The sequence below is a fragment of the Pseudomonas sp. 20-5 genome (assembly GCF_056782835.1).
Genome location: NZ_CM165584.1, coordinates 252,538 through 272,707 on the forward strand (window position 1 = coordinate 252,538; position 20,170 = coordinate 272,707).

Sequence of the window (20,170 nt, forward strand, 5' to 3'; positions counted from 1 at the left end):
CGCTGCGCGTCGGCAAAAAAACGACGGGCCCCAAGTCGTCCGGGCCCGTCGGGTCAAAGCGCTGACGGGGTGATCAGCGCAGCTCTTCCAACAACCCCTGCAGATACCGACAGCCCTCGGTATCCAGCGCCTGCACCGGAAGGCGCGGCGCCCCCACCTCCAGGCCGGAGAGGCCCAGGCCGGCCTTGATGGTGGTCGGCAGGCCCCGGCGGAGGATGAAGTCGAGCAGCGGCAACTGCCGGTAGAACAGCGCGCGGGCCTTCTCCAGGTCGCCGTCGAGCACCGCCTGGTAGAGCTGGCCGTTGAGCGTCGGGATCAGGTTCGGCGCGGCGCTGCACCAGCCTTTCGCGCCGGCCACGAAGGCCTCCAGCGCCAGCGGGTTGCAGCCGTTGTAGAAGGGCACCCGGCCTTCGCCGAGCAGGCGCAGCTTGTGCATGCGCTGGATGTCGCCGGTGCTCTCCTTGACCATGGTCACGTTGTCCACTTCGCGGACGATGCGCAGGATCAGTTCCACCGACATGTCGATGCCGCTGGTGCCCGGGTTGTTGTAGAGCATCACCGGCACGCCGATGGCTTCGCCCACCGCGCGGTAGTGCTGGAACACTTCCGCCTCGTTGAGCTTCCAGTAGGAGATCGGCAGGACCATCACCGCCTCGGCGCCGAGGGATTCGGCGAACTGCGCGCGGCGCACGGTCTTGGCGGTGGTCAGGTCGGAGACGCTGACGATGGTCGGCACGCGATGGGCGACGGTCTTCAGGGTGAAGTCGACCACCTCGTCCCATTCCGGGTCGCTCAGGTAGGCGCCTTCGCCGGTGCTGCCGAGCGGGGCGATGGCGTGCACGCCGCCGTCGATCAGGCGCTCGATGGAGCGGCCGAGGGCCGGCAGGTCGAGACCGCCGTCGGCGGCGAAGGGGGTGATGGTGTAGCCGATGATGCCGTGGATGGATGCGGACATTGGATGTACCTGTGACATTGAGTGGGAAATGCCAGGACGGACCTGGTGGGAAAGGTCGTTCAGCTCAGGCAGTCGCTGTTGCGCGGCAGGCAGCGCCGGGCGTAGTAGTTGAATGCGGCGCCGTGGCGCTTCGGGGTGGAGATCCAGTCGTGGGCCTCGCGCGCCAGGGCCGGCGGGATCGGCTTGATCTCCCCGGCGGCCATCGCCAGCAACTGCATCTTCGCCGCGCGCTCGAGCAGCACCGCGATCACGCAGGCCTCCTCGATGCTTGCACCGGTGGCCAGCAGGCCGTGATGGGAGAGCAGGATGGCGCGCTTGTCGCCGAGGGCGGCGGAGATGATCTCGCCTTCCTCGTTGCCTACCGGCACGCCCGGCCAGTCCTTGAGGAAGGCGCAGTCGTCGTATAGCGGGCAAAGGTCCATGTGCGAGACCTGCAGCGGTACTTCCAGGGTCGACAGCGCGGCGATGTGCAGCGGGTGGGTGTGGATGATGCAGTTGACGTCCGGGCGGGCGCGATAGACCCAGCTGTGGAAGCGATTGGCCGGATTCGCCATGCCGTGCCCGTGGAGGACGTTGAGGTCTTCGTCGACCAGCAGCAGGTTGCCGGCGCTGATCTCGTCGAAGCCCAGGCCCAGTTGCTGGGTGTAGTAGGTCCCCGCCTCCGGGCCGCGCGAGGTGATCTGCCCGGCGAGCCCGGAGTCGTGGCCGGCCTCGAAGAGAATCCGGCAGGTCAGGGCCAGCTTTTGCCGGTCAGTCCACGTATTATCGCCGAGGCTGCTTTTCATCTGCTTCAGCGCGTGCTGGATCAGTTGATCCTTGGGTAATTCCAGTGTCGTAGCCATGCGAGGTTCCTTTGACGGAGCGAGTCGGGGGAAACGCCAGGCAGTTGCGCGCCACGCAACGACCCGGCTGTAAATGACACGGATCAAGTTATATGACACAAAGTGTCATTAGCAAGAGAAAAGTTTCATCGCCATCGGGAGAAGGCTGTCCTCAATGTCCATGCGCTTGAAATTGCTGAGAAAAAAACTCGGGGTCACGCTGGAGACCCTGGCCGAGAAGACCGGCCTGACCAAGAGCTACCTGTCCAAGGTCGAGCGCGGGCTGAACACGCCGTCCATTGCCGCCGCGCTGAAGCTGGCGAAGGCGTTGAACGTGCAGGTGGAGGAGCTGTTCTCCGAGGAAAGCGACGGTGTCGACGGCTACAGCATCGTTCGTCGCGACCAGCGCAAGTCGCTGTCCAGCGGCGACGACGGCCCGGCCTACGCCTCCCTCGCGCAGCAGATCGGCGCCCGCGCGCTGTTGCCGTTCATCGTCCACCCCCCGCGCGATTTCAGTCACTCGACGTTCAAGGAGCACCTCGGCGAAGAGTTCATCTTCGTCCATGAGGGCCAGGTCGAGGTCGACTTCATGAACCAGCGGATCATCCTCGAGCGCGGCGACGCCCTGCATTTCAACGCACAGAAGCCGCACCGCATCCGCTCCCTGGGGGAGACCCAGGCGGAATTGCTGGTGGTGATCCACAGCGACGAATGAGGCGGCGGCTTCGGTCGATCGGATGCTTGCTAACGTTCTGTTCGATTATCGAACTGTTAATCGATTATCGGATTGTGAGCCCTCGGACCCCGGCGTAAGGTTCTCGTCACGTGCCGTCCAGGCAGCGCACAACAAGACGAGACCCGACCGATGGCTGAAATCCTCTCCCTGCGCGAAGCGGTGCGACGCTTCGTCCACGATGGCGACAGCGTCGCCCTCGAAGGCTTCACTCACCTGATCCCGACGGCCGCCGGCCACGAGCTGATCCGCCAGGGCAGGAAAGACCTGACGCTGATCCGCATGACTCCCGACCTGGTCTACGACCTGCTGATCGGTGCAGGCTGCGCGAAGAAGCTGGTGTTCTCCTGGGGCGGCAACCCCGGTGTCGGTTCGCTGCACCGCCTGCGCGACGCGGTGGAGAAGGGCTGGCCGCAACCGCTGGAGATCGAGGAACACAGCCACGCCGACCTCGCCAACGCCTATGTCGCCGGCGCCTCCGGGCTGCCCTTCGCGGTGCTGCGCGCCTACGCCGGCTCCGACCTGCCGAAGGTCAACCCGCTGATCCGCAGCGTCACCTGCCCGTTCACCGGCGAAGTGCTGGCGGCGGTGCCCTCGGTGCGCCCGGACGTCAGCGTGATCCACGCGCAGAAGGCCGACCGCAAGGGCAACGTGCTGCTCTGGGGCATCCTCGGCGTGCAGAAGGAAGCGGCCCTGGCGGCGAAGCGCTGCATCGTCACCGTCGAGGAGATCGTCGACGAACTGGACGCCCCGATGAACGCCTGCGTCCTGCCGAGCTGGGCGCTCAGCGCCGTGTGCCTGGTGCCCGGCGGCGCGCATCCGTCCTATGCCCACGGCTACTACGAGCGCGACAACCGCTTCTACCAGGACTGGGACCCGATCGCCCGCGACCGCGAAAGCTTCACCGCGTGGATCGACGAATACATCCGGGGGACCGAGGATTTCGGCGCCTTCCAGGCCAAGCTCGCGGAGGGCAAGCGATGAGCAGCTACAGCACCAACGAGATGATGACCGTGGCCGCCGCCCGCCGCCTGCACAACGGCGCGGTGTGCTTCGTCGGCATCGGCCTGCCGTCGAAGGCCGCCAACCTGGCGCGCCTGACTTCCTCGCCGGACGTCGTGCTGATCTACGAGTCCGGGCCGATCGGCGCCAAGCCCAGCGTCCTGCCGCTGTCCATCGGCGACGGCGAGTTGGCCGAGACCGCCGATACCGTGGTCCCCACCGGCGAGATCTTCCGCTACTGGCTGCAGGGCGGACGGATCGACGTCGGCTTCCTCGGCGCGGCCCAGGTCGACCGCTTCGGCAACATCAACACCACCGTGATCGGCGACTACCGCCAGCCCAAGGTGCGCCTGCCGGGAGCCGGCGGCGCGCCGGAAATCGCCGGCAGCGCCAAGGAAGTGCTGATCATCCTCAAGCAATCGCACCGCACCTTCGTCGACAAGCTGGCCTTCGTCACCTCGGTCGGCCATGGCGAGGGCGGCGACTCGCGCCAGCGCCTGGGCCTGCCGGGCAAGGGGCCGGTGGCGATCATCACCGACCTGTGCATCATGGAGCCGGAAGCCGGCAGCAACGAGTTCGTGGTCACTTCGCTGCATCCGGGCGTGACCCGCGAGCAGGTGGTCGAGGCCACCGGCTGGGCGATCCGCTTCGCCGAGCGGGTCGCCGAGACGCCCGCGCCGAGCGAGGTCGAACTCGCCGCGCTGCGCGACCTCGAGGCGCGCACCGCGGCCGCCCATGGACAGAAGGGGAGCGACGAATGAGCCGCGAGGTATTCATCTGCGATGCCGTGCGCACGCCGATCGGCCGTTTCGGCGGCAGTCTTTCCGCGGTGCGCGCCGACGACCTCGCGGCGGTGCCGCTGAAGGCCCTGGTCGAGCGCAACCCGGGGGTCGACTGGTCGGCGTTGGACGAGGTGTTCCTCGGCTGCGCCAACCAGGCCGGCGAGGACAACCGTAACGTGGCGCGCATGGCGCTGCTGCTGGCCGGTTTGCCGGAGAGCGTGCCCGGCGTCACCCTCAACCGCCTCTGCGCCTCGGGGATGGACGCCATCGGCACGGCGTTCCGCGCCATCGCCTGCGGCGAGATGGAGCTGGCCATCGCCGGCGGCGTCGAGTCGATGTCGCGCGCGCCGTACGTGATGGGCAAGGCCGATAGCGCCTTCGGGCGCGGCCAGAAGATCGAGGACACCACCATCGGCTGGCGCTTCGTCAATCCGCTGATGAAGGAGCAGTACGGCATCGACCCGATGCCGCAGACCGCCGACAACGTCGCCGACGACTATCGCGTGTCGCGTGCCGACCAGGATGCCTTCGCCCTGCGCAGCCAGCAGCGCGCCGGCAGGGCGCAGGAGGCCGGTTTCTTCGCCGAGGAAATCGTCCCGGTGACGATTCGCGGGCGCAAGGGCGACACCCTGGTCGAGCACGACGAGCATCCGCGTCCCGACACCACCCTGGAGGCGCTGGCCCGGCTCAAGCCGGTCAACGGGCCGGAGAAGACCGTCACCGCCGGCAACGCGTCCGGGGTCAACGACGGCGCCGCCGCGCTGGTCCTGGCCTCCGCCGAGGCAGTGGAGAAGCACGGCCTGACTCCGCGCGCGCGGGTGCTGGGCATGGCCAGCGCCGGCGTCGCCCCACGGATCATGGGCATCGGCCCGGTGCCGGCGGTGCGCAAGCTGCTGCGGCGCCTGGACCTGGCGATCGACGCCTTCGACGTGATCGAACTCAACGAAGCCTTCGCCAGCCAGGGCCTGGCCTGCCTGCGCGAACTGGGCGTGGCCGACGACAGTGAGAAGGTCAACCCGAACGGCGGTGCCATCGCCCTCGGCCACCCGCTGGGGATGAGCGGTGCGCGGCTGGTCCTCACCGCGCTCCATCAACTTGAGAAGAGCGGCGGCCGGCGCGGCCTGGCGACCATGTGCGTAGGCGTCGGCCAAGGCCTGGCGCTGGCCATCGAGCGGGTCTGACTTGCACAACCGGGTCGCCCGCCCGGTATCAAGAGCGCGCGTCGCGCGGCGCTGCCCATGTTTCGGCGGCGGCGCGGCGCGTGTGCAGCGGAACAGGACGCTCCGTCGCACGGTCAGGATGAAACGGACCCTGTCGAGAGAACAACAGCATGACTGTCCCTGTTCACCAGTACAGCAACGAAGAACGCCGCAAGCGCATCTTCGCCATCGTCGGCGCCTCCTCCGGCAACCTCGTGGAATGGTTCGACTTCTACGTCTACGCCTTCTGCGCGATCTACTTCGCACCGGCCTTCTTCCCCTCCGACAACCCCACGGTGCAGTTGCTGAACACCGCCGGGGTCTTCGCCGCCGGCTTCCTCATGCGCCCCATCGGCGGCTGGATGTTCGGCCGCATCGCCGACAAGCACGGGCGCAAGACCGCCATGCTGATCTCGGTGGTGATGATGTGCGCCGGCTCCCTGGCGATCGCCTGCATGCCCACCTACGCCAGCATCGGCACCCTGGCGCCGGCGCTGCTGTTGCTGGCGCGGATGTTCCAGGGCCTGTCGGTGGGCGGCGAGTACGGCACCAGCGCGACCTACATGAGCGAGGTGGCGCTCAAGGGCCAGCGCGGCTTCTTCGCCTCGTTCCAGTACGTCACCCTGATCGGCGGACAGTTGCTGGCGGTGCTGGTGGTGGTGATCCTGCAGCAGTTGCTGAGCGAAGACGAACTGCGCGCCTGGGGCTGGCGGATTCCCTTCGTGATCGGCGCGATCACCGCGGTGATCGCCCTCTGGCTGCGGCGCTCGCTGAACGAGACCGCTTCGAAGTCGACCCTGGAGCGCAAGGAATCCGGCACCTTCGCCGAGCTGTTCAAGCACAAGCGGGCCTTCTTCACCGTGCTCGGCTTCACCGCCGGCGGCTCGCTGATCTTCTACACCTTCACCACCTACATGCAGAAGTACCTGGTCAACACCGCCGGGATGAGCGCCAAGACCGCCAGCGCGGTGATGACCTTCGCCCTGCTGGCGTACATGCTGATGCAACCGCTGTTCGGCATGCTTTCCGATCGCATCGGGCGCAAGACCTCGATGCTCTGGTTCGGCACCCTGGGCACGCTCTGCACCCTGCCGATCCTGCTCGCGCTGAAGACCGTGAGCAGTCCCTACATGGCCTTCTTCCTGATCATCCTGGCGCTGGCCATCGTCAGCCTGTACACCTCCATCAGCGGCCTGATCAAGGCCGAGATGTTCCCGCCGGAGGTGCGCGCCCTCGGCGTCGGAGTGTCCTACGCGGTGGGCAACGCGATCTTCGGCGGCTCGGCCGAGTACGTCGCCCTGGGGCTGAAGTCGGTAGGGATGGAGAACGTCTTCTACTGGTATGTTTCAGCCATGTGCCTGCTGGCGCTGCTGGTCTGCGTGAGCCTGCCGGACCTGCGCAAGGTCAGCTACCTGAACGACGAGCCCTGACGGGCCGGGAAAAGGAAAACCGATGAGCGACGTACCCGCCAACCAGTTGTTCGATGCCTATTTCACGGCGGCGCCGATGCGCGCGGTGTTCTCCGACCGCGGCCGCCTGCAAGGCATGCTCGACTTCGAGGCCGCCCTGGCCCGCGCCGAGGCGCGCACCGGGGTGGTTCCCGCGACGGCGGTGGCGCCGATCGAGGCGGCCTGCCGCGCCGAACTGTACGACCCGCTGGCGCTGGCCGAGGCGGTCGCCACTGCCGGCAACTCGGCGATCCCGCTGGTCAAGGCGCTGGGCCGCCAGGTGGCGGCTGGCGACGCCGAGGCCGAGCGCTACGTGCATCTCGGCGCCACCAGCCAGGACGCCATGGACAGCGGCCTGGTGCTGCAACTGCGCCGTGCGCTGGCCTTGCTCGAGCAGGATCTGCAACGTCTTGCCGAGGTCCTGGCGGACCAGGCCGAACGGCATGCCGACACGCCGCTGGCCGGGCGCACCTGGTTGCAGCACGCCACCCCGGTGACCCTGGGCATGAAGCTCGCCGGCCTGCTCGGTGCCTTGACCCGGCACCGCCAGCGCCTGCGCGAGTTGCGCCCGCGCCTGCTGGTGCTGCAATTCGGCGGCGCCTCGGGGACGCTCGCCGCGCTCGGCGAACAGGCCCTGCCGGTGGCCGCGGCGCTGGCCGAGGAGCTGGGCCTGGCTTTGCCCGAACAACCCTGGCACACCCAGCGCGACCGCCTGGTGGAATTCGCCAGCGTGCTCGGCCTGGTGGCCGGTAGCCTCGGCAAGTTCGGTCGCGATGTCAGCCTGCTGATGCAGACCGAGGCCGGCGAGGTCTTCGAGCCGGCCGGCGCCGGGCGCGGCGGTTCCTCGACCATGCCGCACAAGCGCAACCCGGTGAGCAGCGCGGTGCTGATCGCCGCCGCCACCCGTGCGCCGGGGCTGGTCTCGACCCTGTTCGCGGCGATGCCGCAGGAACACGAGCGCAGCCTCGGTCTCTGGCACGCCGAGTGGGAAACCCTGCCGGAACTCTGTTGCCTGGTTGCCGGCGCGCTGCAACAGGCGATCGGCCTGCTCGAAGGCCTGGAGGTGGACGCCCAGCGGATGCGCCGCAACCTTGGCCTGACCCACGGCCTGGTGCTCGCCGAGGCGGTGAGCATCGCCCTGGCCCGCCGTATCGGCCGCGAAGCCGCGCACCATCTGGTGGAACAGTGCTGCCGCCGCGCCGTCGAGCAGCGCCGCGAGTTGCGCGCGGTGCTCGGCGAAGAGGCGCGGGTGAGCGCCGAGTTGTCCGGCGACGAACTGGACCGCCTGCTCGATCCCGCCCATTACCTCGGCCAGGCCCGCGCCTGGGTCGAGCGCGCGCTCGCCGAACACCATGCCCTGGGCTACGAACCCCATCCCGCCTGACTGGAGATCCCTTCGTGCCAACCGTACGCCTCGCCGACGGCGACCTGAACTACTCCCTGGAAGGACCGGCCGGCGCGCCGGTCCTGCTGTTGTCAAACTCGCTGGGCACCGACCTGGGCATGTGGGACACGCAGATCCCCGCACTCACCGCCCATTTCCGCGTGCTGCGCTACGACACCCGCGGCCACGGCGCCTCGCTGGTCACCCCCGGACCGTACGCCATCGGCCAGCTCGGCGCCGACGTGCTTGCCCTGCTCGATGCCCTCGAGCTGCCGCGCGTGCATTTCTGCGGGCTGTCCATGGGCGGCCTGATCGGCCAGTGGCTGGGCATCCACGCCGGCGAGCGGCTCGGCCGGCTGGTGCTGTGCAACACCGCGGCGAAGATTGCCAGCGACGAGGTCTGGAACACCCGCATCGATACCGTCCTGAAAGGCGGCGAGCAGGCCATGCGTGACCTGCGCGACGCCTCGGTGGCGCGCTGGTTCACCGCGGGCTTCGCCGAGCGCGAACCGGCGCAGGTCGAGCGCATCGTCGCGATGCTCGCGGCCACCTCGCCGCAGGGCTACGCGGCCAACTGCGCTGCGGTACGCGACGCCGATTTCCGCGAGCAGCTCGGGCTGGTCCAGGCGCCGACGCTGATCGTCGCCGGCAGCCACGATGCCGTGACCACTCCGGACAACGCCCGCTTCATGCAGGCGCGCATCGCCGACGCGCAGTTGGTCGAGTTCGCCGCCGCGCACCTGTCCAACGTCGAAGCGGGCGACGCCTTCAGCCGCCGCCTGGTCGATTTCCTGCTGTCCGCCTGAGGAGCCGCCGATGGACGAGAAACAACGCTACGAAGCCGGCATGCAAGTGCGCCGCGCGGTGCTCGGCGACGCCCATGTCGAGCGCAGCCTGGCCAACCTGACGCCGTTCAACGAAGAGTTCCAGGAGATGATCACCCGCCACGCCTGGGGCGACATCTGGACCCGTCCGGGGCTGCCGCGACACACCCGCAGCCTGGTCACCATCGCCATGCTGATCGGCATGAACCGCAACGAGGAACTCAAGCTGCATCTGCGCGCGGCGAAGAACAACGGGGTGAGCCGCGACGAGATCAAGGAAGTGATCATGCAGAGCGCCATCTACTGCGGTATTCCCGCGGCCAACGCGACCTTCCACCTGGCCGAATCGGTGTGGGACGAGCTTGGCGTGGAGTCGCAGCAGGCGTCCCGGTAGGTCGCCGGCGGCGCTAGCGGTAGGGCGAATGGCGTCGCAGGCGTTATCCGCCGAGGCGGCGCTTCCCCTTGCCATTCGCCGGCGTTTCCCGGAAGGTCGACAGCTCCGTCATCCCTTCGGTCCGCCATGAGCCGCAAGCTGCATATCCACGCGCCCGCGATCCACTACTTCGACATGGTGCGCCGCTGCCATTCGATCCGCGAAGCCGCGCGACGCCTGAACGTCGCCTCGTCGGCGGTGAACCGGCAGATCCTCAAGCTAGAGGACGAGATCGGCGCGCCGCTGTTCGACCGCCTGCCCGGGGGCCTGCGCCTGACCGGAGCCGGGGAGATCTTCGCGCGCCACGTCACCGTGGTCCTGCAGGACATGGAGCGCGTGCGTTCCGAACTGGACGCGCTGCAAGGCCTGCGCACCGGCCATGTGGAGATCGCCACCATCGAGGCGGTGACCAGCGACCTGCTGCCCTGCGTGCTCAAGGCGATGCGCGAACGCTACCCGGACATCACCGTCGGCGTCACCCTGCTCGGTTCCCAGGCGATACCCGAGGCGGTGAGCAGCGGCGCGGTCGACCTCGGCCTGGCCTTCGCCCTGCCGCGCAGCGCCGACCTGCAACAGGTCAGCGTCGGCCATTTCCGCCTCGGTGCCATCGTCTCCCCGCAGCACCCGTTGGCGCGACACCAGGCCATCGCCTTCGCCGATTGCGTCGAACATGGCCTGATCATGGCCAAGAGCGAGCTGTCCATCCATCACCTGCTGGCGCCGCTCCAGCGCCGTTTGCGCGAACCGCGCCGGGCGGTGCTGGAGAGCAGCTCCCTGGAGCTGTCGCGACAACTGGCGCGGCGCGGGCTCGGCGTCGCCTTCCAGACCCGCCTGGGGATCGAAGCCGACATCGCCCAGGGCGAGTTGCGCTTCCTGCCGCTGAAAGACAATGGCGGCATCCACAGCGACCTCGGCCTCTACGTGCGCACCGGCCGCTACCTGCCGGTGGCGGTGGACGCCCTGGCCCGGCAGATCGCCGAGGAAGTGCGCCTGCGCGAGCGCGAGGAAGCGCGCCTGAACGAGGCCTGAGCGGCGCTCGCGCCGATGCCAGACGGCTTGCCCGAGCTTGCTCGTTCGCTGATGCCGTTTCGGCATCGGTATGTTCGATATTCTGTTCTTTGGTCAGCGCGGCGAAGTGCCGATACTGCCCCGCGACCCCGGCGCGAAACCGGGGGCTGAGTCGCCACAAGAACAACAAGCAACCAGCAGGACACACAGCATGAAGAAGATGATGCAGGGCGCCGCCGCCCTGATCGCGCTCGTCGGCGCCGGGGAGAGCATGGCGCTGGAATGGATGAGCAACAGCGTCGGTTTCCGCTACGGCCAGCAATTCACCAACCCGAACAACCCGGACAAGTTCGCCAAGCGCATCTACAGCTTCACCCACGCCGACGGCTATCGCTACGGCAGCAATTTCTTCAATCTCGATGTGTTCCTTTCCGACAGCCGCGACCCGCGCAAGGGCACCGACCACGGTGGCAGCGAGGTCTATGCGGTCTACCGCCACCAGCTCTACGCCTCGCGGGTGTTCGACCGGCCGCTGGGCACCGGCCTGGTCAAGGACTACGCCTTCACCCTGGGCTTCGACGCCAGCCGCAACAACAACCTGGCTTCGGCCAAGAAGCGCGCCCTGGTGTTCGGCCCGACCCTCAAGTTCAACGGTCCCGGCGTGCTCGACCTGAGCCTGCTCTACTACCGCGAGAAGAACCACTTCGGCGTGCCCGGCGCGCGCCATCCCGACCACACCTTCGACACCACCTACATGCTTAACCTGACCTGGATGCGGCCGTTCAAGGTCGGCAACCATGCGGCGAAGTTCCAGGGCTTCGTCAACTACGTGGGAGAGAAGGGCGAGGACTACAACGACAAGGACACCGCGGCGGAAACCCTGGTCCGCACCGCCCTGATGGTCGCCGCCCTGCCAGGCGACAAGCGCCAGCCGAACCTGTGGCTCGGCGTCGGCTACGAGTATTGGCACAACAAGTTCGGCGTCGACGGTGGCACCGGCAGCCGCACCTCGACGCCGACGTTGAATATGGAATTCACCTTCTGAAGCGAAGCGCCGTCGCCCTACGCTATGCCGCCAACCCTGGGGTAGGGCGAATAACGCCACCGGCGTTATCCGCCGATACACCGAAGCCCGACGGCGGATAACCGCGAGCGGTTATGCGCCCTACGCGATGCCGACCCCTGGGGTAGGGCGAATAACGCCATCGGCGTTATCCGCCGATACACCGAAGCCCGGCGGCGGATAACCGCAAGCGGTTATGCGTCCTACGCGATGGGGCAGTCTCACCCCGCATCCGCGTGACTGACCAACCCCTTCAGCAGCACCGCGGCGGTGGCCAGTGCAGCCGGCAGCACCAGGGCGGTCAGCACCTGTTCGAAGTTCCAGCCCAGGCCCAGCAGGGTGGCGCCGATCCAGGCGCCGAGGATGGCGCCGAAGCGGCCGATACCGAGCATCCAGGAGACCCCCGTGGCCCGCCCCTGGGTCGGATAGAAGCGCGCCGCCAGCGACGGCATCGCCGACTGCGCGCCGTTGATGCACATGCCGGCCAGCAGCACCAGGGTCGCCAGCAGGGTGACCTGGCCGAGGCTCTGGCCGACGCACCAGGCGAACACCCCCGCCAGCAGGTAGAACAGGCCGATCACCTTGTGCGGGTTGAAGCGATCCATCGCCCAGCCCACCGCTACGGCGCTGAGCACCCCGCCGAACTGGAACAGCGCGCCGATGAACGCCGCCTGCTCCAGGCTCGCGCCGCTATCGCGCATCAGGGTCGGCAGCCAGCTGGTGAGCAGGTAGACGATCACCAGGCCCATGAAGTAGGTCAGCCAGAGCAGCAGGGTGCCGGCGCTGTAGGTACCGGAAAAGATCACCGCGAACACGTTGCGGGCCTGCACCGTCTGCTGCTCGGGGACGTGGAAACTCCGTGCCAGCGCCACCTGCGCCGGGGCGATGGGGGCCAGCACCTGGCGTACCCGCTCGCTGCCGCGGTTGCGCACCACCAGGTAGCGCGCCGATTCCGGCAGGCGGAACAGCAGGACTACCGCCAGGACCAGCGGTAGCAGGCCGCCGAGCAGCAGCAGGCTGTGCCAGCCGAACAGCGGGATCAGCTTCGCCGAGACGAATCCGCCGCAGGCCATGCCCAGGTTGAAGCCACAGAACATGCTGGTCACCAGCAGCGACTTGAGGCGCTCGGGGGTGTATTCGGAAAGCAGGGTGGTGGCGTTGGGCATCGCCGCGCCGAGGCCGAGGCCGGTGAGGAAGCGCAGCGCCAGCAGTTGCTCGACGTTGGTGCTGTAGGCCGAGGCCAGGCTGAACAGGCCGAAGAGGAAGACCGCCGCGACCAATACCAGCTTGCGTCCGTAGCGGTCGGCCAGCGGTCCGGAGCCGAGGGCGCCGAAGACCATGCCGATCAGCGCGGCGCTCATCACCGGCCCGAGGCTGGCGCGGTCGATGCCCCAGTCCTGGGTCAGCGCCGGAGCGATGAAGCCCATCGCGGCGGTGTCGAGGCCATCGAGGAAGACGATCAGGAAGCACAGCAGGACGATCCGCCATTGGTACGGCGAAAGCGGCTGGGCATTGATGAAGGCTTGCACGTCGAGTCGTTCGACGGCGGGCAGGCTGGGGCTGTTCATGGGACGGGTTCCGCGGCGAGAGTGAGGGCGTGGGACGAGGGTCGGACGCGTGGCTCAGGTGCAGGCGGCGGAAGGCAAGGCGTGCTGCGGCATGTCGGGATTCCCCTGTTGTTTTTGTAGCGGAGGCGCTCGGCCTGCCGGGGTGCAGACACATTACGGAGGGCCATGGGGAGTGGCAATCCGATAATCGTTTATCGGTTCGCTGATCGAACGAAACCCTGTGAAATCTCGACCTTCGCCAGGCTGTGAAAATCCGGAACCAGATTCTAGAATCCTGCCTTTCCTCGACTCAGGAACGCCCCTCCATGGCCGGTAGCCTCATCGAACGCGCCCTCGGCTTGCTCGAACTCCTCGCCAGCGATGCCCGTGGCCTGCCCCTGCAACAACTGGCGGACCGCCTGGATATCCCCAAGAGCGCCGCGCACCGCATGCTCGCCGAGCTGATCCGGCTCGGCTACGTGCGCCAGGACGACGACACCAGCCGCTACCGCCTCAGCACCCGCCTGGCCGCGCTGGGCTTCCGCTTCCTCGCTTCCAGCGGGGTGGTCGACCTGGTCCAGCCGGTGCTCGACGGGCTCGCCCGGGAGACCGGCGAACTGGTGCGCCTGGGGGTGATCGAAGGCGATCGCCAGACCTGGATCGCCAAGTCCCAGGGCGCCACCTCCGGGCTACGCTACGACCCCGACATGGGGCGCGAGGCGCCGCTGTTCTACACCGCATCCGGGCACGCCTGGCTGGCCAGCCTGAGCGACAAGGCGGCGCTGGCGCTGGTGGAGCGCCAGGGCGTAGGGGCGGCGCGGGACTTCGGTCCCAACGCGCCGCGCTCCAGGAGCGAGCTGCTGCGCTACCTGAAGCGCGCCCGCGAGCACGGCTATGCCTGGCAGATCGAATGCTCGGCGCCGGGCATGGCGGCGATGGCCGCACTGGTGCGCCACCCCGAGGACGGACGGGCTCTCGGCGTGCTCAGCGTGGCCGGGCCGAGCGCACGCTTCGGCGAGGCGCGCATGCACGAACTGGCGCCCCTGCTCCTGGCCGCGGCGCAGGACCTGTCCCACGCCAGCCAGGCGTCCGAGCTGTTCCGCTGAGCCATCCGGCCCGGCCCCAGTCCTTTCCCGACATCAGCGTTCGAATAGCGAACGCTTTCTTGCCTGTCACGAGCCCGCATGCGGCGGGCCTTTCCGCACTTCCATGGATGCCCCGGCGGTAGTGCCGTCTCGAAGCGCTCTTGCGCGGGGCCAGCCATTCGTTCAAATAATCTCCCTCGCTAAATCTGGAACGACGTTCTGGAATCTTGAAGCGAACAAGAAAACAACGATTGGGGACCGCCTTGGACGCACCGCTTCGCATCGCCCTCATCGGCGCCGGCAATATGGGCCGCCAGCATTACCATCGCTTGCAGCGAATCGCCGGCGCGCGCCTGTGTGCGGTGGCCGATCCCCAGGGCCAGGCGTTCGCCGCGGACGCCGGCGTGCCCTGGTTCGGCGATCATCGGAGGTTGCTGGAAGAAGCCCGGCCGCAAGCGGCGATCGTCGCCAATCCGAACAACCTGCATGTCGCCACCGCCCTCGACTGCCTCGCCGCCGGGGTGCCGCTGCTGCTGGAAAAACCGGTCGGCGTGCAGCTCGACGAAGTGAGCGAGCTGGTCGCCGTCGCCCGGCGATCTGGCGTTCCGCTGCTGGTCGGTCACCATCGTCGGCACAATCCGCTGGTCGTGCGGGCGCGCCAATTGATCGCCGAGGGCGCGCTCGGTCGGTTGCTGTCGGTCACCGCGCTCTGGCAGTTGAAGAAGCCCGACAGTTATTTCGAGGTGGCCTGGCGTCGCGAGCCCGGCGCGGGAATGTTGCTGACCAACCTGATCCATGACCTCGACCTGCTCCGCCACCTGTGCGGGGAAGTGCGGGAGGTGCAGGCGCTGGCCGGCAACGCTATCCGTGGCCTGCCCAACGAAGACAACGTCGCGCTGCTCCTGCGCTTCGCCAATGGCGCCCTGGGCAGCCTGACCGGTTGCGACGCTGCGGCGGCGCCCTGGAGCTGGGAGCTGGCCGCCGGGGAGAACCCGGTCTATCCGCGCCAGGCCGAGCAACCCTGCTACCTGCTGGCCGGCACCGAGGGTGCCCTGAGCCTGCCCCAGCTCCGCCGCTGGCGCTACGCCGAGGCCCGGCAGGGCTGGCACGACCCGCTGGCGGCCAGCGTGGAGGCCGTGGCGGCAGGCGACCCCCTGCAACGCCAGCTAGAGCACTTCGTCCGGGTCGCGCGGGGCGAGGAAGCGCCATTGATGGATGCCACCGACGCCGCTCGCACCCTGGCGCTGGTCGAGGCGGTTCGCGAGGCCGCGCGCAGTGGCCGGGCCTGCGCGCCGGCCAGTTTCTGAACCGCTGACGATGAGGTAGTGCATGGAATCGAGGATTCTTTCCCTGGCGGCGCTCACCGTGCTCGAGCTGTCGCCCCCGGACATGGTCGAGGCTGCCGCCCGCGCCGGCTACAGTCATGTCGGCCTGCGCCTGGTGCCGGCCACCGTGGAAGAGCACCACTATCCGCTGCTGGCCGATGCCGGCCTGCGCCGGCGGACCCTGGCGCGGCTGCGCGACAGCGGAGTGCGCACGCTGGACGTGGAGATCCTGCGCCTGCGTCCGGACACCCGCGTCGGCGAGTTCGCCGCGGTGCTGGAGGTCGGCGCCGAGTTCGGCGCGCGCTATGTGCTGGTGGCCGGCAACGATGACGACGAGCGGCGCAGCGCGGACAATTTCGCCGCGTTGTGCGACCTGGCGCGGCCGCTCGGCCTCGACCCGCACCTGGAGTTCATGCCCTGGACCGGGATCCGCGACCTGCGGCAGGCCGCGCGGGTGGTCGAGGCGGCGGCGCGGGACAACGCCGGCCTGTTGCTGGACGCCTTCCATTTCGACCGCTCGGCCAGCAGCCTGGAAGACCTGCGGGCGATCCCGCCTGCGCGCCTGGGCTACGCGCAACTCTGCGATGTCGTCGGGCCGCGTCCGACGTCGATGGACGAAATCCTTCGCCAGGCCCGCGAGGAACGGCGTTTCCCTGGCGATGGCGGGCTCGATCTGCTGGCGCTGCTGCGCGCCCTGCCGGAGAACCTGCCGCTGAGCCTGGAGGTGCCCGCGCTGGATTTGCTCGCGCGTGGCGTGGATGGCACGGAGCGGGCGCGGCTGGCGATCGAGCGGACCCGGGCGCTGCTCGCCCGCCTGTAGCGCCACCGCGCAGGCAGGTTGCCCGTTTGCATAATGGAACGGGGTTCTATAGTTTCCAAACGTTGAAGCCGATCGTTTCTTTCCTCGATGGCGGGTACCGTCAGAATAAATAGCCTGCTATCGATTTGCCCTGGTGCCCGGACCCTCCGATGAACGCATCCACCTCCCCGCTGCCCGCCAGCGACCAGACCCTGCGCGGCATCCTGCTGATCTGTGCCGCGGTGTTCCTGTTCGCCAGCCACGACGGGTTGTCCAAGTTCCTTTCCGGTTTCTACCCGATCGTCATGGTGGTCTGGGCCCGCTACCTGGTGCACACCCTGTTGATGGTCGCCGTGTTCGTGCCGCGCAACGGCCTCGCGGTGATCCGCAGCCGCCGTCCGCTCATGCAGTTGGCGCGGGCGCTGTGCCTGATCGGCACCAGCCTGTTCTTCACCACCGGCCTGCGCTACCTGCCCTTGGCCGAGGCGACCGCGGTGAACTTCCTGGCGCCGCTGCTGGTGACCGCGTTATCCGTGCCGTTGCTGAAGGAGAAGGTCAGCCTCGGTCAATGGCTGGCGGTGCTCACCGGCTTCATCGGCGTGCTCTTCATCGTGCGTCCCGGTGGCGCGCTGTTCACCCCGGCGGCATTGTTCCCGCTCGGCTCGGCGCTGTGCTTCGGGCTCTACCAGCTGCTCACGCGGATGCTCGCCAACAGCGACAGCCCGACCACCAGCAACTTCCTCGCCGGCATCTTCAATACGCTCATCATGAGCCTGCTGGTGCCGTTCTTCTGGCAGACCCCAAGTCTTCTCCACGGCCTGATGATGATCGCCCTGGGCGGTTGCGGCATGGGCGGCCACCTGCTGCTGACCCAGGCCTTCCGCCATGCGCCGCCGGCGACCCTGGCGCCGTTCAGCTATGGCCAGATCATCTTCGCCGGCCTGCTCGGCCTGCTGGTGTTCGGCCACGTGCCGGACGCCTGGGCGCTGCTCGGCATCCTCGTCATCTGCGCCAGCGGCCTGGTGGTCGCCTGGCGCCGTGGCCGCTGAACGCAACGGGGTCGGCGCGTAGGCTTCACAACAGGCTCAGCGGATAGCTGACGATCAGCCGGTTCTCGTCGAAGCGGGTATTGCTGCCCCAGTCGCGGCGCTGGCTGGAGTTGCGCCAGCGGACGTTGAGACGCTTGAAGGCGCCGCTCTGCAGCGTGTAGCCCAGCTCGCTCTCGCGTCCCCATTCGCTGCCGTCGTCGGTGACTCCGGCCAGGCGCACATGGTCGCCATGCAGGTAGCGGGTCATGAAGGTCAGGCCGGGTAGGCCGAGGCCAACGAAGTCGAAGTCGTAGCGCAGTTGCCAGGAGCGCTCGCCGGGATTGTCGTAGCTGGCGTTGTAGCTGTCGTTGGCCAGGGTTCCGCCGCTGGTGCCGTTGACCCGCATCCAGCCGTCGTCGCCACTGACCTTCTGCAGGCCGAGATAGAGGGTATGCAGCCCGTAGCGCGCGGAGAACAGCGCGGAAACGGTGCGGTTATCGAGCTTGCCGGCGCGCGCGCTGCCAGCGTCGCGGCCACGGAATCCGCCGAGGTTGGCGCCCAGCAGCCAGTCGCCGAGCGGCTGGCTGTGTTGCAGTTGCAGGTACTGTTGGCGGTAGATGTCCTTCAGCTCGGCGTTCCACAGGCCGAGCAGGCTGCGTTCGCCATTGAAGCGATATTCGCCGCCGGCGAAATCGAAGCGGTCGGAGGTGGCGGCTGGCCGGCCGAACAGCGACATGTCCTGCATGCTTGCGTCGTTGCGCGGGCTGTTGCCGCGGAACTGGCCGGCGTAGAGGGTCAGGCCGGCGATCTCGTTGGCGCTGAGCTGGCCGCCGCGGAAGGTCTGCGGCAGCGAGCGGCCATCGTCGGAGCGGAGGATCGGCAGCACCGGCATCCATTCGCCGATCTTCAGTTCGCTGTTCGAGACGCGCAGCTTGCCGGCCACCGCCAGGCGTCCGAAGTCGTCGGCCGGGCGGCCGTCGTCGTGGATCGGCAGCAGTTGGGTGCCGGCCGTTCCCTTGCCGCCATCCAGCTTCAGGCTGTAGAGACCGAGGACATCGAGGCCGAAGCCGACGCTGCCCTGGGTGAAGCCGGAGCGGGCGTCGAGGATGAAGCTCTGCGTCCACTCCTCGGCCTTGCCCTGGCTGGCATCGCCGACGAAGTTGCGGTGCAGGTGGAAATTGCGCGCGGTGAGGCTGGCCTTGGCATCTTCGAGGAAACCTTGCCCGGCATGGACTGGCAGGCCGGCGCCCAGGCAGAGGGAAGCGCAGAGCGCGCGGACGTGGTTCGGGTGCGACATGGGTGTGTCCCTTCGTTCTTGTTCTTTAGGCAGGGAGGTGCCCGGCGAGCGCCGGGCGCTTGGACTCAGGCTTCGATCCGGCGCGGAGCCATGAAGTACAGCCAGGTCAGGGCGATGAAGTACATTGCCGGGATCATGGTGAAGAGCACCGCGTAGTTGTTGTTCGTCGCGGTCAGTACGCCGCCGACGATCTGGGTCATGAACATCCCGCCCAGCGCCGCGCACATGCCGCCGAAGCCGAACACCGTGCTCATCAGGTGCTTGGGCGTGTAGTCCATCACCAGGCTCCAGATGTTCGCCGTCCACGCCTGGTGCGCGCCGACCGCCAGGGCGATGGCCAGCACGGCGATCCACAGGCCGCTGGCGTTGGCGGCGAACACCACGCCGACGATGGTGCAGGCGAACAGCAGCATCGACAGCAGGCGCGCGCGGATCGCCGGCATGCCGCGGCCGATCAGCCAGGACGAAAGGATGCCGCCGCCGACGCTGCCGAAGTCGGCGGTCAACCAGATCAGGATCAGCGGGATGCCCATCTGCGTCACGCTGATGCCCAGGCCGTACTGCTGGTTGAGGAACGGCGGCAGCCAGTAGAGGTAGAACCAGAACACCGGCGCGGTGATCGAGTAGGCCAGGGCGAAGGCCCAGGTGCCGCGGCGGCGGAGAATCTGCGAGAAGGGCACGCGGGTGGCGGGCGGCTCCTGCTGCTGGATGTATTCCAGCTCGCTCTGCTTCACCCGCGGATGCTCCTCGGGGTTGTAGTAGTTGCGCCACCAGAACACCAGCCAGACCAGGCCCAGCGCCGACATGCAGAGGAACGCCGCCTGCCAGCCCCAGACGCCGAGGATCAGCGGCAACAGGGCCGGGGTGACCATCGCGCCGACATTGGTGCCGGCGTTGAAGATGCCGGTGGCCACCGCCCGTTCCCCGGCGGGGAACCACAGGCGGGTGGTCTTCACGCAGGCCGGGTAGTTGGCCGCCTCGGTCAGGCCGAGGATGAAGCGACAGACCATGAAGCCCGCCGCCGAGGTCGCCAGGCCGTGGGCGCCGGTGGCCAGGCTCCAGAGCAACACGGCGAGGAAGAACGCGCGCTTGACCCCGACCTTGTCGATGAAGCGGCCCTGGAGGATGAAGCCGATGGCGTAGCCGACCTGGAACCAGAAGTTGATGTTGGCGTAGTCCATCGCCGTCCAGCTCATCTTCTCGGCCAGGATCGGCTGCATCACGCCGAGGGCGGCGCGATCGATGTAGTTCAGGGTGGTGGCGAAGAACACCAGGGCGAGCATGCCCCAGCGCGTCCGGCCGACGGCGAAGGCGTTGCGGATCCTGCCGCCGCGGGATTCCCGCGGGGCGTCGGCGGCGAGCAGTCGAGAGCTGGAAGAGTGGATCATTGACGGGGCCATCCTTTCGGCGGCCGGTGCCTGGGCGCCCGGCCTGGAT

At 68.1% G+C, this 20,170-nt stretch carries 19 protein-coding genes; 14 read left to right on the forward strand and 5 right to left on the reverse strand.

Annotated features, from left to right (window positions below; all coding sequences use genetic code 11):
- Nucleotides 1-73: 73 nt before the first annotated feature.
- Both AC1RB9_RS01160 and AC1RB9_RS01165 read right to left on the reverse strand, forming a co-directional pair.
- On the reverse strand, nt 74-955 hold the full coding sequence (locus AC1RB9_RS01160; RefSeq protein ID WP_003101895.1) for a dihydrodipicolinate synthase family protein: 882 nt from the start codon (nt 953-955) through the stop codon (nt 74-76).
- 59 nt (nt 956-1,014) lie between these two features.
- On the reverse strand, nt 1,015-1,797 hold the full coding sequence (locus tag AC1RB9_RS01165; protein WP_003084054.1) for an aldolase: 783 nt from the start codon (nt 1,795-1,797) through the stop codon (nt 1,015-1,017).
- Nucleotides 1,798-1,951: 154 nt separating this feature from the next.
- Between AC1RB9_RS01165 and AC1RB9_RS01170 the strand changes: the two genes are divergently transcribed.
- From AC1RB9_RS01170 to AC1RB9_RS01215, 10 genes are all read left to right on the forward strand, one after another.
- Nucleotides 1,952-2,491, forward strand: a complete 540-nt coding sequence (locus AC1RB9_RS01170) for a helix-turn-helix domain-containing protein (protein ID WP_003112674.1) — start codon at nt 1,952-1,954, stop codon at nt 2,489-2,491.
- A gap of 150 nt (nt 2,492-2,641) precedes the next feature.
- A complete protein-coding gene (locus AC1RB9_RS01175) occupies nt 2,642-3,493 on the forward strand; it encodes a CoA transferase subunit A (protein ID WP_003084060.1) in 852 nt (283 codons plus the stop codon).
- Nucleotides 3,490-4,272, forward strand: coding sequence for a CoA-transferase subunit beta (locus AC1RB9_RS01180; RefSeq protein ID WP_003084062.1), 783 nt, complete (start codon nt 3,490-3,492; stop codon nt 4,270-4,272). The genes AC1RB9_RS01175 and AC1RB9_RS01180 overlap by 4 nt, the downstream gene beginning before the upstream one ends.
- A complete protein-coding gene (pcaF, locus tag AC1RB9_RS01185; protein WP_003101891.1) occupies nt 4,269-5,474 on the forward strand; it encodes a 3-oxoadipyl-CoA thiolase in 1,206 nt (401 codons plus the stop codon). The genes AC1RB9_RS01180 and pcaF overlap by 4 nt, the downstream gene beginning before the upstream one ends.
- A 149-nt stretch (nt 5,475-5,623) precedes the next feature.
- A complete protein-coding gene (locus AC1RB9_RS01190; RefSeq protein ID WP_003162025.1) occupies nt 5,624-6,922 on the forward strand; it encodes an MFS family transporter in 1,299 nt (432 codons plus the stop codon).
- A 22-nt stretch (nt 6,923-6,944) separates the two neighbouring features.
- The gene (locus tag AC1RB9_RS01195; RefSeq protein ID WP_003162026.1) at nt 6,945-8,324 is read left to right on the forward strand and encodes a 3-carboxy-cis,cis-muconate cycloisomerase; all 1,380 of its coding nucleotides are present in this window, start codon (nt 6,945-6,947) and stop codon (nt 8,322-8,324) included.
- A gap of 14 nt (nt 8,325-8,338) precedes the next feature.
- On the forward strand, nt 8,339-9,130 hold the full coding sequence (gene pcaD, locus AC1RB9_RS01200) for a 3-oxoadipate enol-lactonase (protein ID WP_003084070.1): 792 nt from the start codon (nt 8,339-8,341) through the stop codon (nt 9,128-9,130).
- A 10-nt stretch (nt 9,131-9,140) separates the two neighbouring features.
- On the forward strand, nt 9,141-9,542 hold the full coding sequence (gene pcaC / locus AC1RB9_RS01205) for a 4-carboxymuconolactone decarboxylase (protein WP_003084072.1): 402 nt from the start codon (nt 9,141-9,143) through the stop codon (nt 9,540-9,542).
- 126 nt (nt 9,543-9,668) lie between these two features.
- Complete coding sequence (locus AC1RB9_RS01210; protein ID WP_003084073.1) at nt 9,669-10,610, forward strand: LysR family transcriptional regulator; 942 nt, start codon at nt 9,669-9,671, stop codon at nt 10,608-10,610.
- A gap of 190 nt (nt 10,611-10,800) precedes the next feature.
- On the forward strand, nt 10,801-11,634 hold the full coding sequence (locus AC1RB9_RS01215; RefSeq protein WP_003162029.1) for a hypothetical protein: 834 nt from the start codon (nt 10,801-10,803) through the stop codon (nt 11,632-11,634).
- 239 nt (nt 11,635-11,873) lie between these two features.
- Here AC1RB9_RS01215 and pcaK read toward each other — a convergent pair whose 3' ends face one another.
- Nucleotides 11,874-13,220: a 4-hydroxybenzoate transporter PcaK gene (gene pcaK, locus AC1RB9_RS01220; protein ID WP_003101875.1), complete on the reverse strand. Its 1,347-nt coding sequence runs from the start codon at nt 13,218-13,220 to the stop codon at nt 11,874-11,876.
- A gap of 305 nt (nt 13,221-13,525) precedes the next feature.
- On the opposite strand from pcaK, the gene AC1RB9_RS01225 reads away from it, so the two are divergent.
- The 4 genes from AC1RB9_RS01225 to AC1RB9_RS01240 all read left to right on the forward strand — a co-directional run bounded on the left by AC1RB9_RS01225 (nt 13,526) and on the right by AC1RB9_RS01240 (nt 17,457).
- Nucleotides 13,526-14,305, forward strand: a complete 780-nt coding sequence (locus AC1RB9_RS01225; protein ID WP_003101874.1) for an IclR family transcriptional regulator — start codon at nt 13,526-13,528, stop codon at nt 14,303-14,305.
- A 242-nt stretch (nt 14,306-14,547) separates the two neighbouring features.
- Entirely contained in the window at nt 14,548-15,591 is a 1,044-nt protein-coding gene (locus AC1RB9_RS01230; RefSeq protein WP_003121655.1) for a Gfo/Idh/MocA family protein, read from the forward strand.
- 22 nt (nt 15,592-15,613) lie between these two features.
- Nucleotides 15,614-16,429 carry a sugar phosphate isomerase/epimerase family protein gene (locus AC1RB9_RS01235; protein WP_003101868.1) on the forward strand — a complete coding sequence of 272 codons (816 nt, stop codon included), beginning with the start codon at nt 15,614-15,616 and terminating at the stop codon, nt 16,427-16,429.
- Between the two features lie 149 nt (nt 16,430-16,578).
- On the forward strand, nt 16,579-17,457 hold the full coding sequence (locus tag AC1RB9_RS01240; RefSeq protein ID WP_003101866.1) for a DMT family transporter: 879 nt from the start codon (nt 16,579-16,581) through the stop codon (nt 17,455-17,457).
- A gap of 25 nt (nt 17,458-17,482) precedes the next feature.
- Here the strand turns inward: AC1RB9_RS01240 and AC1RB9_RS01245 are convergent, their stop codons facing one another.
- Nucleotides 17,483-18,733 (reverse strand): OprD family porin, encoded by a 1,251-nt coding sequence (locus AC1RB9_RS01245; protein ID WP_003162033.1) that lies wholly within the window; start codon nt 18,731-18,733, stop codon nt 17,483-17,485.
- 65 nt (nt 18,734-18,798) lie between these two features.
- The gene (locus tag AC1RB9_RS01250) at nt 18,799-20,121 is read right to left on the reverse strand and encodes an MFS transporter (RefSeq protein ID WP_003121658.1); all 1,323 of its coding nucleotides are present in this window, start codon (nt 20,119-20,121) and stop codon (nt 18,799-18,801) included.
- Between the last annotated feature and the right edge of the window lie 49 nt (nt 20,122-20,170).